This is a genomic window from Buchnera aphidicola (Thelaxes suberi) (assembly GCF_964059005.1).
GTDB classification, from domain to species: domain Bacteria; phylum Pseudomonadota; class Gammaproteobacteria; order Enterobacterales; family Enterobacteriaceae; genus Buchnera_I; species Buchnera_I aphidicola_C.
This window is the reverse complement of sequence record NZ_OZ060389.1, coordinates 358,079-371,640: the sequence shown is the minus strand read 5'-3', so window position 1 is coordinate 371,640 and position 13,562 is coordinate 358,079. Positions and strand designations below refer to the sequence as shown.

Annotated in this window: 10 protein-coding genes and 5 tRNA genes; 7 read left to right on the top strand and 8 right to left on the bottom strand. The window is 22.6% G+C overall.

Features of this window, described 5'->3' with window-relative positions:
* Positions 1 to 11: 11 nt before the first annotated feature.
* On the top strand, positions 12 to 1,424 hold the full coding sequence (gene cysN / locus AB4W61_RS01700; protein WP_367678800.1) for a sulfate adenylyltransferase subunit CysN: 1,413 nt from the start codon (positions 12 to 14) through the stop codon (positions 1,422 to 1,424).
* Positions 1,425 to 1,451: 27 nt separating this feature from the next.
* A complete protein-coding gene (gene cysC, locus AB4W61_RS01695) occupies positions 1,452 to 2,057 on the top strand; it encodes an adenylyl-sulfate kinase (RefSeq protein WP_367678799.1) in 606 nt (201 codons plus the stop codon).
* 162 nt (positions 2,058 to 2,219) lie between these two features.
* On the opposite strand, the gene eno is transcribed toward cysC, so the two are convergent.
* The gene (gene eno / locus AB4W61_RS01690) at positions 2,220 to 3,527 is read right to left on the bottom strand and encodes a phosphopyruvate hydratase (protein WP_367678798.1); all 1,308 of its coding nucleotides are present in this window, start codon (positions 3,525 to 3,527) and stop codon (positions 2,220 to 2,222) included.
* 309 nt (positions 3,528 to 3,836) lie between these two features.
* Positions 3,837 to 5,459, bottom strand: a complete 1,623-nt coding sequence (glnS, locus tag AB4W61_RS01685; protein WP_367678797.1) for a glutamine--tRNA ligase — start codon at positions 5,457 to 5,459, stop codon at positions 3,837 to 3,839.
* Between the two features lie 251 nt (positions 5,460 to 5,710).
* Here glnS and AB4W61_RS01680 point away from each other — a divergent pair.
* The 5 genes from AB4W61_RS01680 (at position 5,711) to AB4W61_RS01660 (ending at position 7,353) form a co-directional block, all read left to right on the top strand.
* A tRNA-Met gene (locus tag AB4W61_RS01680) sits at positions 5,711 to 5,785 on the top strand.
* A gap of 32 nt (positions 5,786 to 5,817) precedes the next feature.
* A tRNA-Leu gene (locus AB4W61_RS01675) sits at positions 5,818 to 5,899 on the top strand.
* Between the two features lie 44 nt (positions 5,900 to 5,943).
* Positions 5,944 to 6,015: transfer RNA gene (locus tag AB4W61_RS01670), tRNA-Gln, on the top strand.
* A 73-nt stretch (positions 6,016 to 6,088) separates the two neighbouring features.
* Positions 6,089 to 6,745 (top strand): ribose-5-phosphate isomerase RpiA, encoded by a 657-nt coding sequence (gene rpiA, locus AB4W61_RS01665; RefSeq protein ID WP_367678796.1) that lies wholly within the window; start codon positions 6,089 to 6,091, stop codon positions 6,743 to 6,745.
* A 38-nt stretch (positions 6,746 to 6,783) separates the two neighbouring features.
* Positions 6,784 to 7,353 carry a 5-formyltetrahydrofolate cyclo-ligase gene (locus AB4W61_RS01660; protein ID WP_367678795.1) on the top strand — a complete coding sequence of 190 codons (570 nt, stop codon included), beginning with the start codon at positions 6,784 to 6,786 and terminating at the stop codon, positions 7,351 to 7,353.
* Here the strand turns inward: AB4W61_RS01660 and AB4W61_RS01655 are convergent.
* From AB4W61_RS01655 to alaS, 6 genes are all read right to left on the bottom strand, one after another.
* Complete coding sequence (locus AB4W61_RS01655; protein ID WP_367678794.1) at positions 7,350 to 8,072, bottom strand: 16S rRNA (uracil(1498)-N(3))-methyltransferase; 723 nt, start codon at positions 8,070 to 8,072, stop codon at positions 7,350 to 7,352. The genes AB4W61_RS01660 and AB4W61_RS01655 overlap by 4 nt on opposite strands.
* Positions 8,073 to 8,377: 305 nt before the next feature.
* A complete protein-coding gene (gene gshA, locus AB4W61_RS01650) occupies positions 8,378 to 9,958 on the bottom strand; it encodes a glutamate--cysteine ligase (RefSeq protein ID WP_367678793.1) in 1,581 nt (526 codons plus the stop codon).
* Between the two features lie 136 nt (positions 9,959 to 10,094).
* Positions 10,095 to 10,168, bottom strand: a tRNA-Arg gene (locus AB4W61_RS01645).
* 11 nt (positions 10,169 to 10,179) lie between these two features.
* Positions 10,180 to 10,267, bottom strand: a tRNA-Ser gene (locus AB4W61_RS01640).
* A 271-nt stretch (positions 10,268 to 10,538) separates the two neighbouring features.
* A complete protein-coding gene (csrA, locus tag AB4W61_RS01635; RefSeq protein ID WP_367678792.1) occupies positions 10,539 to 10,733 on the bottom strand; it encodes a carbon storage regulator CsrA in 195 nt (64 codons plus the stop codon).
* 128 nt (positions 10,734 to 10,861) lie between these two features.
* Positions 10,862 to 13,492, bottom strand: coding sequence for an alanine--tRNA ligase (alaS, locus tag AB4W61_RS01630; protein WP_367678791.1), 2,631 nt, complete (start codon positions 13,490 to 13,492; stop codon positions 10,862 to 10,864).
* Positions 13,493 to 13,562 lie beyond the last annotated feature (70 nt).

The following is a 13,562-nucleotide window of genomic DNA, read 5'->3' as shown; positions in this document are numbered from 1 at the left end:
TTTATTAAATTATGAATAATAAGATTAATGATAATAAAACAGTGCAACAATTGAGTATAGATTTTTTAAATCTTAATCATAATAAAAATATATTACGGTTTTTAACTTGCGGTAGTGTGGATGATGGAAAAAGTACTTTAATTGGCCGGTTATTGCACGATACAAAACAAATTTATAGTGATCAGTTAATTTCATTACAAAATGATAGCAAACGCCATGGAACTCAAGGTAATAATGTTGATTATGCGTTATTAGTAGATGGTTTACAAGCTGAAATAGAACAAGGAATTACTATTGATGTTGCATATCGATATTTTTATACAAAAAAAAGAAAATTTATTATAGCAGACACTCCTGGTCATGCGCAATATACGTGTAATATGGTTACTGGAGCATCTACATGTGATTTAGCTGTATTATTAGTAGATGCAAAAAAAGGATTATTAGAACAAACTTTTCGTCATGCTTTTATCGCAAAATTATTAGGAATTCGGTATTTACTAGTTGCAATTAATAAAATGGATACAGTTCGGTATCAACAAGAAATTTTTAATGCAATAAAAAAAAAATTCAGCGAATTTATTATGCGATTATCTTCAGAAATAAGTGTATATTTTATTCCAATATCTGCATTGAATGGAGAAAACATTGTTTTTTCTAATAATTTTGCAAATTGGTATAAAGGAAAAACGTTATTACAATTTATAGAAAACATAGAAATAAATAATTCTATTACAAATAAAAGATGTATGTGTTTTCCTATACAATATGTTAATCGTCTTACTTCTGATTTTAGAGGGTATGCGGGAACAGTAGCACAAGGTACATTATCTATCGGGCAGCATGTAAAAATTTTACCTTCTAATCATTATTCTGTAATTTCTAATATTATTACATATGATAGAAATTTTAAAAAAGTTGAAAGCAATCATCCAGTTACGATTACTCTTAAAGATAATTTAGACATCAGTAGAGGTGATGTATTAGTTGACTCTAAATCAATTATATCTGTCACAAAAAAAATTACAGCAACGATTGTATGGATGTCTAGTAGTAATTTACGTTTAAATAGTTTATATGATATTAAAATTAATCATAAAAAAACTCGAGGTTTAATTCGACAAATTTATTATGTGATAAATATTACTAATTTGCAAAAAGAAAATGCTAATAGTTTATCATTAAACGAAATAGGTGTCGTTGAAATTAACTTTGATGAACTTATTGTTTGCGATACTTATAAAAATAATAAAACTTTAGGAGGTTTTATTATAATAGATCCTAATAATAATGAGACAATTGGAGCTGGAATGATAAAAAATATACTTATAAATCAAAACATATTAAATGTTTCGCATACATCTACATTTGAAGATGATTTAAAAAAAATCATTAAAAAACATTTTCCTCATTGGAATATATAAATTTTATAATAATGAGTATTAATACCAATGAATAATAATTATTTAAAAGATCTTTTTATACATAAATTTTATGTTAATCAAAATTTAAGAGAAAAAAAAAATAAACATCAATCAGCAGTATTATGGTTTACTGGTTTATCAGGATCCGGTAAATCAACTATTGCTAGTTTTTTGGAAAAAAAATTATATGAAAAAGGTATTTCTACATATTTATTAGATGGAGATAACATTCGATCTGGATTGTGTAACGATTTAAGTTTTAGTAAGAAAGATAGAATAGAAAACATGCGTAGAGTTACAGAAGTTGTAAAATTGATGATAGATGCTGGTTTGATAGTTTTAGTTAGTTTAATTTCTCCATATAAAAAAGATCGTTTACGTATTAAAAATATTTTACAAAAAAAAAATTTTTTTGAAATTTTTATAAATACTCCTTTAGAGATTTGCCAAAAAAGAGACCCTAAAAATCTTTATAAAAATGCAATATTAGGCAATATACAAAATTTTACTGGAATTAGTTCATTATACGAACCTCCAGATTATCCTGATATTTCTATTAACGGATCCGATGATTTAAATTCTATAGTAAATAAAATAATAAAAATATTAATCAAAAATAATATTATTAATTAATAATTTTTAATTATTACTTAAAGTTTTATTTATATAAACATCTAAAATAGATAAAAAATTTTTTTATGTTATTGTACTAGTTGGTACTAATTAGATAATTAATATCAACTAATATAAAATTACTTACATAAAATTGTTTTTTTTAATGATATAGTCAAATTTTTAAATAAAATTTTTTAACTCTTTTCTCCCTTGAAATGGAGCTTTATTATAACCTAAAAATTCTTCAATGCGAATCAGTTGGTTATATTTTGATGTTCGATCTGTACGACATAATGAACCTGTTTTTATTTGACCTGCGGATGTTGCTACTGCTAAATCAGCTATTGTAGTATCTTCTGTTTCTCCTGATCTGTGAGATATTATAACACCATAATTAGCATTTTGAGCCATTCTAATAGCATTTAGTGTTTCTGTTAACGTTCCAATTTGATTAGGTTTAATTAAAATTGTATTAACAATATTATTTTGAATTCCTTTTTTTAATATTTTGGTATTAGTAACAAATAAATCATCTCCGACTAGCTGTGTTGTTTTTCCGAGTTTTTTAGTTTGATATGCAAATCCATCCCAGTCTGATTCATCTTGACCATCTTCTATAGAAGATATAGGAAAAGAATTTTTTAACTTCATTAAATAGTGTGTAAATTCTTTACTGTTAAAGGTTTTGTTTTCCCCTTTTAAGACGTATTTTTTACTTTTTTTATTATATAACTCTGAAGCTGCGCAATCTATTGCTAATAATATGTCATTTCCTAATGAATAACCTGCCATTGTGATAGCTTTTTCGATAAAAAATAATGCTTCTTGATTAGATTTTAAATCTGGAGCGAAACCTCCTTCATCTCCCACTGATGTATTTAATTTATTTTTCTTTAAAATTTGATATAAAGAATGAAAGACATCACATCCTATTTTGATAGCATGTTTAATATTTTGAGCCGAAACTGGTTGAATCATAAATTCTTGAATATCAATATTATTATTAGCATGTTTACCGCCATTAATTATATTCATCATAGGTAACGGCATAGAGAATATATCAGGTTTATTATATAATTGTGCAATATGTTTAAATAATGGTTCTTTTTTATAATTAGCAGCAGCTTTTGCTACAGCAAGTGAAACAGCTAGAATTGCATTAGCTCCTAATTGTGATTTATTTTCTGTTCCATCTAATTTAATCATCATTGAATCAATGATTTCTTGTTCAGTTGCTTCTTTTTGAAATAATTCTTTATTTATATTTTTATTAATAAAATTGATTGCTTTAGACACTCCTTTTCCTGCAAAATATTCTGGATTATTATCTCTTAATTCTAAAGCTTCTCTTATACCAGTCGAAGCTCCGGAAGGAACAGAAGCAACTCCAAATGATCCATTTTCTAAGCGCACTTCAGCTTCTATAGTAGGATTACCTCTTGAATCAATAATTTCTCGAGCAAATATTCTATTTATTTTAGAACTCATAATATGAACCTCATTTTTTTTATTTTTATTAATAAAGAATTGTATCAATTTTTTAATTAATATATCTGTTATTTATTTTTTATGAAAATTATAGGTAATATTTTTTTTGTTTTAATAAAATTTTAATTTTATGTTTATATATTATAATCGTAATCATTTTTTTTTGTAAGTTATTTAATATTGTTTAAAATAATATATCTATATAAAGTATAAATATTACAGAAAAACATTTTTTGTTTTTATTATATACAATTAAATAAGAATTAAATTTTGATTCAAGTAATATTGAATAACATATATTATATTAATTCACTTCAAGCTAACTGTTTGATGACAAGTAGTTAATTTATTTTTTTCTTTTTTTATAATAAAGTAACCTATTCTTTCAAATTGATAAGGAATACATGAGATATTGTTAGGTAAGTCTTTTTCTATAAAACCATTTTTTTTTATTTTAGATTTTTTAGATATATAATTTAAGAAGTTTTTTTCTAAATCTGGATTTTTTATAGTGAACAAGGGAGAATAAAAATAAAATTTTGTTGGAATAACATTTTTCTTTGATATCCAATGTATTACACCTGATATTTTTTTGTTTTTTGGTTGTGTTTTAAAAGTATTTTTGTCATATATGCAAAACAGTTTTATTATTTCGTTTTTTTTATTTTTTTCAATTCTTGTGACTTTAATAGTATAAGCGTAACGTAATCGAACTTCATTATTATATGTTAGTCTCGTATAATTATCATCAGCATATTCTTTAAAATCATCACGATTAATGTATATTTCTCGACTAAAAATGATTTTCCTTGACCCCATAGTAGGTACATTAGGATGGTTAGGAACGGTAATATTTTCGCAATGTAATAAATCAATATTTTCTATTATTATAAGTAAAGGATCAATAACAGCCATGCGTCTTATTGATTTCATATTAAGATCTTTTCTAATTGATGATTCTAATAGATGTAATGGTATTAAACTATCTTGTTTACTAAATCCTGTTTTTTGAACAAAATCTCGTAAAGATTCTGGAGTGTAACCTTTGTTTCTTAAACCCGAAATAGTTGGTATTCTTGGATCATCCCAACCTGAAATTATCTTTTTTTCTATTAATATTTGTAATTTTCTTTTAGAAAGAATGGTAAATTCTAGTTTTAATCTAGCATATTCATATTGACGTGGATAATTTGATACAGAAATATTAGTGAGTATCCATTCGTATAATTTTTTGTTTTCTTGAAACTCTAATGTACATAATGAATGTGTAATACCTTCGATTGCATCTGATATACAATGTGCAAAATCATAAGTAGGGTATATGAACCATTTGTTCTGGGTATGATAATGTTTACTTTCAATTACTCGATATAATACAGGATCTCTCATAATAATAGATGAAGAACTCATATTAATTTTAGCTCTTAAGCATACTGTTCCTTCAGAAAAAAAACCATTTTTCATTTTTGAAAATAAATCTAGATTTTTTTGAACGTTTTGATTTCTGTAAGGACTGTTTATTCCTTTTTGTTTTAATGTTCCTCGATAATCATGTATTTCTTTTTTTGTTAATTGATCCACATAAGCTAGTTTTTTCTTTATTAATTCAACAGCATATGTATATAAAATATCAAAATATTCTGATGTAAAAGTAATATTTTTTATATTAAATCCCATCCAAAGAATGTCTTTTTTAATTGCATTAACAAATTTTTTTTTTTCTTTTTTTGGATTAGTATCATCGTATCGAAGATTGCACAATCCATTATAATATTCAGCTAATGTAAAATTTAAATATATAGATTTTACATGACCTATATGTAAATATCCATTTGGTTCAGGAGGAAATCTAGTTCTTAATATCATTTGATTATTTTTTTTAATATCATTTTCAATAATTTTTTCTATAAAACCATGTATTTTTTTTTTCATGTTTTATTTAACTTGTTTTATATAATGATAAATTATTACGATTGAATAAAACTATTTTATTTTTCTTTATTTTTTTTATTTATTCGGTATAATGTAAATGTTAATTCATTATCTAAATATATTCAAATAATAAAACAATTTTTTATTTTTTAAAAAATTTTTTTATATTTAATAAAAAATTATTAATTTCATAATTATTTTTATTTATTTTACAAAATATAAATAAAATAATATTAATAATAATAATATTAGGCTATGTAGCTCAGACTGGTTAGAGCACAGCACTCATAACGCTGGGGTCATGGGTTCAATTCCCATCATAGCCATAAATAATTTGTTTTATATTTCATGATAATATGCGGGGATGGCGAAAATGGTAGACGCACCAGATTTAGGTTCTGGCACTGAAATGTTTGCGAGTTCGAATCTCGCTCTCCGTATTTATTTATTATTCTTTTTATAACTATTATATATTTTTATTTTATGGGGTATAGCCAAGAGGTTAAGGCATCGGTTTTTGATACCGACATCCCTGGTTCGAATCCAGGTACCCCAGATATAATTTTATATAAATAAAAAATCTATTTTTCATTAATCAATTATTTTTAATATATATTTTATATACGTTCATGAATAAAAAAAAGTTAAAAAAAATGGTAGCTAAAGAAGTAATAAAATATATACATCCTGGAATGACTATTGGGGTCGGTACAGGTAGTACTGTTATTTATTTTATAAATGAATTAAAGAAAATAAAAAATATAATCAATGGTACAGTATCTAGTTCTAATAACTCTACTTTATATTTAAGAAAAAATGGTATTAAAGTTTTTGATGTTAATACAATTAATTCTTTACAAATTTATATTGATAGTGCTGATGAAGTAGATTTAAAAAAAAGAATGATTAAAGGAGGGGGTGGAGCCTTAACAGGAGAAAAAATAATAGCAGCATTGGCAGATATTTTTATTTGTATCGTCGATGAAAGTAAACAAGTACAATATTTAGGAAAAAAATTTCCAGTTCCTATAGAAGTTATACCAATGGCGCAATCTTTTGTGATGCAAGAAATAGTTAAGTTAGGTGGAATACCTATAATTAGAAAAAATTTTGTTACAGACAATGGTAATATTATTATTGATATATTTAATTTAAATATTATTGATCCAATTAATACAGAAATGTTAATTAATTCTATAACAGGCGTTGTTACTGTAGGTATATTTGCAAAAAAACCGGCAGATTTAATTTTATTAAGTAATGAAAAAGAAGTACTAAAATACTAAATATTTTTGAACTATAAGAAATTTATATATATGTTTATATGAATAAAATAATAAGAAAAAAAATAAAAAAAAATATTATTGAATTAAAAAACAAGAAAAAAAAAATATATTCTTTAATTGCTACTAATTTAATGTTACAAAATATATTAATTCAAAAATCTAATAATATTGGTTTATTTTATTCTACTGCTTTAGAAATAAGCACTCTTACCTTGATTAATCGTTTATTTCATCAAAATAAAAACATTTTTCTTCCGAAAATTACTTCTTTAAAAAATAGATCAATGATTTTTTTGCAATATAATATTAACGATAAATTAGAAATTAATCAATATCATATATATGAACCTATATTTCATTATAATAAAATTATTAATCATACAAATTTAGATGTAATTATAGTTCCATTAGTTGCTTTTAATAAAAATGGATATAGGTTAGGTCAGGGTTGTGGTTTTTATGATCGATTATTACAAAATTTTAATAAAAAAAATAATCTAATTGGTTTTGCTTATGCATTACAGTATAATAATAATTTCATAGTAAATAACTGGGATATACCCTTAGGTTCAGTAATAACAAATAAAAAATCTTTATATTTTTTTTAAAAATCTCCATATCTCACTTGTATGACTGAAATTGCTGCAATTACTGCAGTTTCCATTCTTAGTATTCTCTTTCCTATAGAAATGTCATGAAATCCATATTCTTTAAATTTTTTAATAGAAAGATTTGAAAATCCATTTTCATTACCTACCATAATAATAATTTTTTTTACTTTACGTTTTACATTAATTAATTTATTTTGTGTATGGGGGTAAAAAATAATTTTTTGATCTGTTTCATGGTTTTGATTTAACCATTTATTTAGTTCAATAGGCGGATTAATTATAGGAATAATACTTCTACAACATTGTTGACAAGAAGAAATACTTATTTTTTTCCATTTTTTTATGACATTTGAAGTAATTATATGTGTTTTTTTAATTATAATTGGAGTAATTTCATTAATTCCCATTTCAGTACTTTTTTGAATAATAAAATTCATTTTTTTTTTATTCAAAGATATTATTTGTGCTAGATGTAAATATACATTAGATTCATTTTTATTTTCTTTTATTTGATTTACTTGTAAAATAATTTTATAAGGCATTATTGCAATAACTTTACAGTAAAAATTAAATTTACTATTGTTAAAAACAATAATACTGTCTCCTTTTTTAATACGAATTACGTTATGTAAATAATGATATCGATCATGATCATTAATTACTATTAATTCATTCATATATAATTTTTTTGATTCATATATTCGTTGTATAAGCATTTTTCATTTTTAAATTGTAAAATATTAATAAATTTATAAAAATAAATATTTTTTAACAAATTAAAAATTTTCAATTTTATTTCAATATAATTCGAATTCTTATTCAAAATTTTTTTGTTTATTTATATTTTATAAAAGTAATGTTAAATATTTTTAATATTAAAGATTTTAAATTTTATATTTAATAGTGTGAACAAATCATATTTTTTTAAAAAAAATAGTTATTTAACTTATTAAATAATTTTTCAATTTATATTATAATCATGAGTGCCTTATATTTAATTATTTTATTTAAGTTATTTATTTTAATGTTTTGTATTATTCAAAAAATTTTTTAAATAGACTAAAAAATCTATGTTTTTTATTCTATCATTTTCTTCTAATTTTAATTGTTTTTTTTTTGATTTTTCTGCTTCTTTAAAAAAATCTAAATCATTTAATGTAAAAAAATTTATATTTTTATTTTTTTGATAATAAAAATTTGAATATTTTATTCCTTGGTTTTGTATACCTTCTTTTTTTATTTTTTTTAAGAATCGAGATGAATATGTTAATTCTGGGTATTCAAAAAATTTTTCTAAATATAAACATGTGTTAAAGTAAGTATTGTTATTTGCTAAACTGTCTAATATTTTAGCAATTTTTTTTAATTCAAAAAAAATTGATTTTCCTATTTGTTTTAACGGTTTTTTTGTATTATTCGATCCTGTAAAAATAGTTTGGTTTGGTTTTCTTCCATATAAAGCAATATTTTCCCAATTTTTGTTAATATTTTTCCATTCTGCCTTATGAATTGATAATGATTTAGAAAAAAAACATAATATTAACAACAGATCTAAAAACAATATTTGTGTTTTATTTATACCTATGTCTTGAAAGGGGTTAATATCTAATGAACGAACTTCAATATATTGAATGCCATTTTTCTTTATTGTATTGATAATAGAATTACTATGTTTGCTTAACGCTATTTTTGGTCGTATTTGTGTATATAGTTCATTTTCTAATTGTAAAATATTATGGTTAAGTTGATTTAAATTTCCCTTACTATCTTTTAACTTGATTTCTTGAAATTTTTTACAAGTAGTATTCATTACTAATTGGACTGAATCTGTGTATTCTTCTAAGCTGTTATAAGAAATATGAATATTTTTATTTAATTTGTTATTATGTCCAAACTGACTAATACGTAAAGAAGTAGACCATGGTAGATACAAAAATTTTTTTTTATGATATTTTAATTTTTTCTCTACTGTAGAATTATTTAAGCAATTTACAGGTATAGCTGGAGACGCTCCAAATAAGTAAGGAATTATCCATCCTATACGGTAATAATTTCTAATTATTTTTAAATACCCTTCTGAAATAGTAGTGGAGTTATTAGTATTTTCTTGTTGTTCCCAGAATCTTATAGGAAATGAAAAATTATAATGAATTCCAGACATGGTATTCATGAAATTACCATATCTTTTTTGTAATCCTTTTCTATATAATTTTTTTATTTTTCCACTATTAGATTGTCCATAATCCGCTAATTTTATTTTATTATTTTTATTATTATAAAAGGGAATACTGAAAGGCCATAATCTTTCTTGATTATTAATATTTTGAATTGAATATATATATAAATCTTTTAAAAATTTTATTAATGATTCTATATTTTCTTTTTTTGGAGTAACTAATTCTAATAAGTTTTCAGAAAAATCAGTTGTAACCCATTTATGAGTTAGTGTTTTACCCATTTTTTTTGGATGAGAAGTAGTTACTGATAAACCTGTTTTTTTATTTACTCTTAATGCTTCGCGTTCGATTCCTCTAATAATTTTGTTAAAAAACTTTTTATTATTATTTATCCAATTAAGTGCTTTTGAATTTATTGAAATCAATTAAGTTTTCCTGTATTTAAAATAAAGTATTTTAACTATAATTATTTTTTAATGTAATATCTATAAATGATATTTATAAATTTTTAATTATAATTAAATAATTTTTAAATATATTTAATTATAATTAAAAATTATTTGCACCCGAGAGGATTCGAACCTCTGGCCTCTCGGTTCGTAGCCGAGTGCTCTATCCAACTGAGCTACGGGTGCATAAATTTTTATGGTGAGAGAGGGATTCGAACCCTCGATACAATTTTTTTGTATACTCCCTTAGCAGGGGAGAGCCTTCAGCCTCTCGGCCATCTCACCAATGTTTTTATTATTTTTTATTATTGTTTTTATAATTTTTTATATATATATTTATATATTTTTTAATATATTACGTGGTTTAATTAATAAGTCAAATATATTTTATATAAATTTTGATTTAATATATTTTAATTTAGATAAAAAATATTTTTTATATCATTACAGTATTATTAATACCAATTAAATTCAATTCTTATTTAAATTTATTATAAAAACAATAATATTATATGAAACGTGCTTTGCTATTTATATTAGCAGAACACGATTTTTTTTAAATATTTTTTTTTGCATTTTTTTTATTGTATTCGGCTTGAATTCTTTCGTATATTTCTTCTCGATGAACAGAAACATTTTTTGGAGCATTAACACCAATTCTGACTTGATTTCCTTTCACTCCTAATACTGTAACAGTTATTTCATCACCAATAATTAGTGTTTCTCCGACTCGACGCGTTAGAATTAACATTCTAAGATCCTTTTTATTAATAAATAAAATTAATATATTTTATTTTTTCGAAAAAAATAAATATCGTTTTTAAAAGTTTTCGTATCAACTAAACAATATTTAATTAAAACAAATAATTTTAAAAATGTTTATTCTTTTATTATTTTTTCTTTCCATTGTTGTATATTAAATAAAACTTTTTTTATATCTTTAGTGTTTTTTCCTCCACCACATGCTATTTTTTTAGAACCCCCCCCTTTTATTGTAGTGTCACAAATAATTTTTTTAAATATTGTTAATGCATTTTGTTGATCTAATAAATTATTACTAATAGTAACTGTTATTGATAATTTATTTTGATTAAGATATGTAAAAATCATAATGAAATTATTTTTGATATTACGTAATGATTGAATTAATTGATTTTTTAATAAAATATCTTTATCTGTAAAATTTTTAATTAATATTTTATATTTTCCTATTTTTTTAATTTCATTAACTATATCTTTATAAATCGTTAATTCATTTTTTTTATTTAAATATTGTAATTTTTTTTCTAGTATAGCATTATTATTTAATACAGATTTTATATTTTTTATAATGTTTTCAGTATTAGTACAAAATATTGTTTTTATTTCTTGTATCATTGATTCCTGTTTCTGATTATATTGAATAGCAGCATCTCCTGTTACAGCTTCAATTCTTCTTATTCCAGACGATACATTTTGTTCTGCAATAATTTTAAAATAACCAATTTCTCCTGTTCTTAGAACATGAGTTCCTCCACACAATTCTTTTGAATAACTTCCAATAGATAAAACTCTTACTTGATTACTATATTTTGATTCAAATAAAGATAAAACTCCTAATTTTTTTGCTTGTTTTAATTCCATAAAAGTCTCTTCGACTAAGATATTTTTTTGAATGTATTTATTAACTAATTTTTCTATATTAAAAATTTTCTTTAAAGAGATTTTTTTATAATAATTAAAATCAAATCTTAAATGATCTTGATCAATAAACGATCCTTTTTGAAAAATTTGATCATTAATAATATAACGCAATGAAGAATGTAATAGATGAGTAGCTGAATGATTCGCTTGAATTTTTCTTCGAGTTTTACAGTGAACTTTTGCAATGACATTATCATCGGTATTTAAATGTCCTTTAATAATTTTTCCAAAATGTACTATGGAATATAATTGTTTTGTTGTTGTATAAACTTCAAATATTCCGGTTTTGTTATAGATAGTACCTTTATCTCCTATTTGACCTGATGATTCTCCAAAAAATGTTGTTTGATTTAGAATAATTGAAGCATGATCCGGAGATGTAATTGTTTTTTTTTGTTTTCCTTGTGAAGAAATATAAATAATTTTACTATTTGTAGATAAATTATTATATCCTATAAATTTAGATTTTATAACAGGAGGAATATTCTCTATATTTGTAAAATAATTTTTTTTAAATTTTTTACTTCTAGATTTTTGTAAATTCATGCATTGTATAAAACCTTCGTGATCTATTTTAATTTTTTTTTCTTTACATATTTCTTCAGTTAAATCTACAGGGAATCCAAAAGTATCATATAATTGAAAGATTATTGCTCCATTTAATGTATTATTTTTTAATTTATTTAATGCTTTATTTAATACTTTTATTCCATTTTCTAATGTTATAAAAAATTGTTTTTCTTCTTCATATATTGTTTTTTCTATTTCTTTTTGTTTATTAATGAGTATTTTATTGTTTCCTTGCATAGATCGAATTAATACAGGAACAATTTTATAAAAAAATAAATCTTTTATTCCCAAAATATGACCATGTCTTAACGCTCTACGAATAATACGTCTTACAACATATCCTCTACCTTCATTTGAAGGTAGCACTCCGTTTGCGATAATAAATGAAGCGGATCTAATATGGTCAGCGATTATTTTTATAGAAGTTTGATTGTTATTTTTTATTGTAAAAGTATTATAAATTTCGTTGATAATTTCTTTAAAAATATCGATTTCATAACTAGATTTTACCTTTTGTAGTACTGAACTAATACGTTCTAATCCCATACCAGTATCAATAGAAAATGATGTTAAAGGATTTAACGTGTTATTTTTATTTTTATAAAATTGCATAAATACAATATTCCATATTTCAACACATTTTTTTTTTAAAAAAACTGATGGTGATATATTAGAATCATGATTTTTTGTATGTTGATAAAAGATTTCTGTACAAAATCCACATGGACCTATTTCTCCCATTTGCCAAAAATTTTCATTTTCGTATATATTATTATTACTACCAAGAAAAAAAATATTATTTTTTAATTTATTATTTAAAATTTTTTTCCATATTTGATATGTTTCGACATCACCAACATGCACAGTAATCCATAGTTTTTGCGGATCTATATTAAACCATTTTTTATTAGTCATTAATTCCCAAGCAAAAAGAATAGCTTCTTCTTTAGAATAATCATTAAAGCTAAAGTTTCCTAACATTTCAAAAAAAGTATGATGATAATTTGTATATCCTACATGATTAAAATCATTATGTTTTCCTCCTGTTCTTAAACAATTTTGTAATGTAGTTATGCGTTTAAAAACAGGTTTTTCTTTTCCTAAAAAAATATTTTTAAATTGATTCATTCCTGCATTAATAAATAGTAATGTATCGTCATTTTTTGGTATAATATTGTTACCTGATATTATTTCATGATTTTTGTTTTTAAAAAAATCTAAAAAAATATGACGTATTTCATTTGTTTTAAAGTTCATATATCTCCAATTTAAATATTTTTGTTGTGTATATTAATTTATATATTTTTAACATCTGTAATTTAATAAA

Coding starts and splice junctions, on each gene's coding strand:
- rpiA (WP_367678796.1), top strand. CDS start 6,089: ATGAATAAAAAAAAGTTAAAAAAAATGGTAGCTAAAGAAGTAATAAAA.
- AB4W61_RS01655 (WP_367678794.1), bottom strand. CDS start 8,072: ATGCTTATACAACGAATATATGAATCAAAAAAATTATATATGAATGAA.
- AB4W61_RS01660 (WP_367678795.1), top strand. CDS start 6,784: ATGAATAAAATAATAAGAAAAAAAATAAAAAAAAATATTATTGAATTA.
- csrA (WP_367678792.1), bottom strand. CDS start 10,733: ATGTTAATTCTAACGCGTCGAGTCGGAGAAACACTAATTATTGGTGAT.
- cysC (WP_367678799.1), top strand. CDS start 1,452: ATGAATAATAATTATTTAAAAGATCTTTTTATACATAAATTTTATGTT.
- eno (WP_367678798.1), bottom strand. CDS start 3,527: ATGAGTTCTAAAATAAATAGAATATTTGCTCGAGAAATTATTGATTCA.
- cysN (WP_367678800.1), top strand. CDS start 12: ATGAATAATAAGATTAATGATAATAAAACAGTGCAACAATTGAGTATA.
- glnS (WP_367678797.1), bottom strand. CDS start 5,459: ATGAAAAAAAAAATACATGGTTTTATAGAAAAAATTATTGAAAATGAT.
- alaS (WP_367678791.1), bottom strand. CDS start 13,492: ATGAACTTTAAAACAAATGAAATACGTCATATTTTTTTAGATTTTTTT.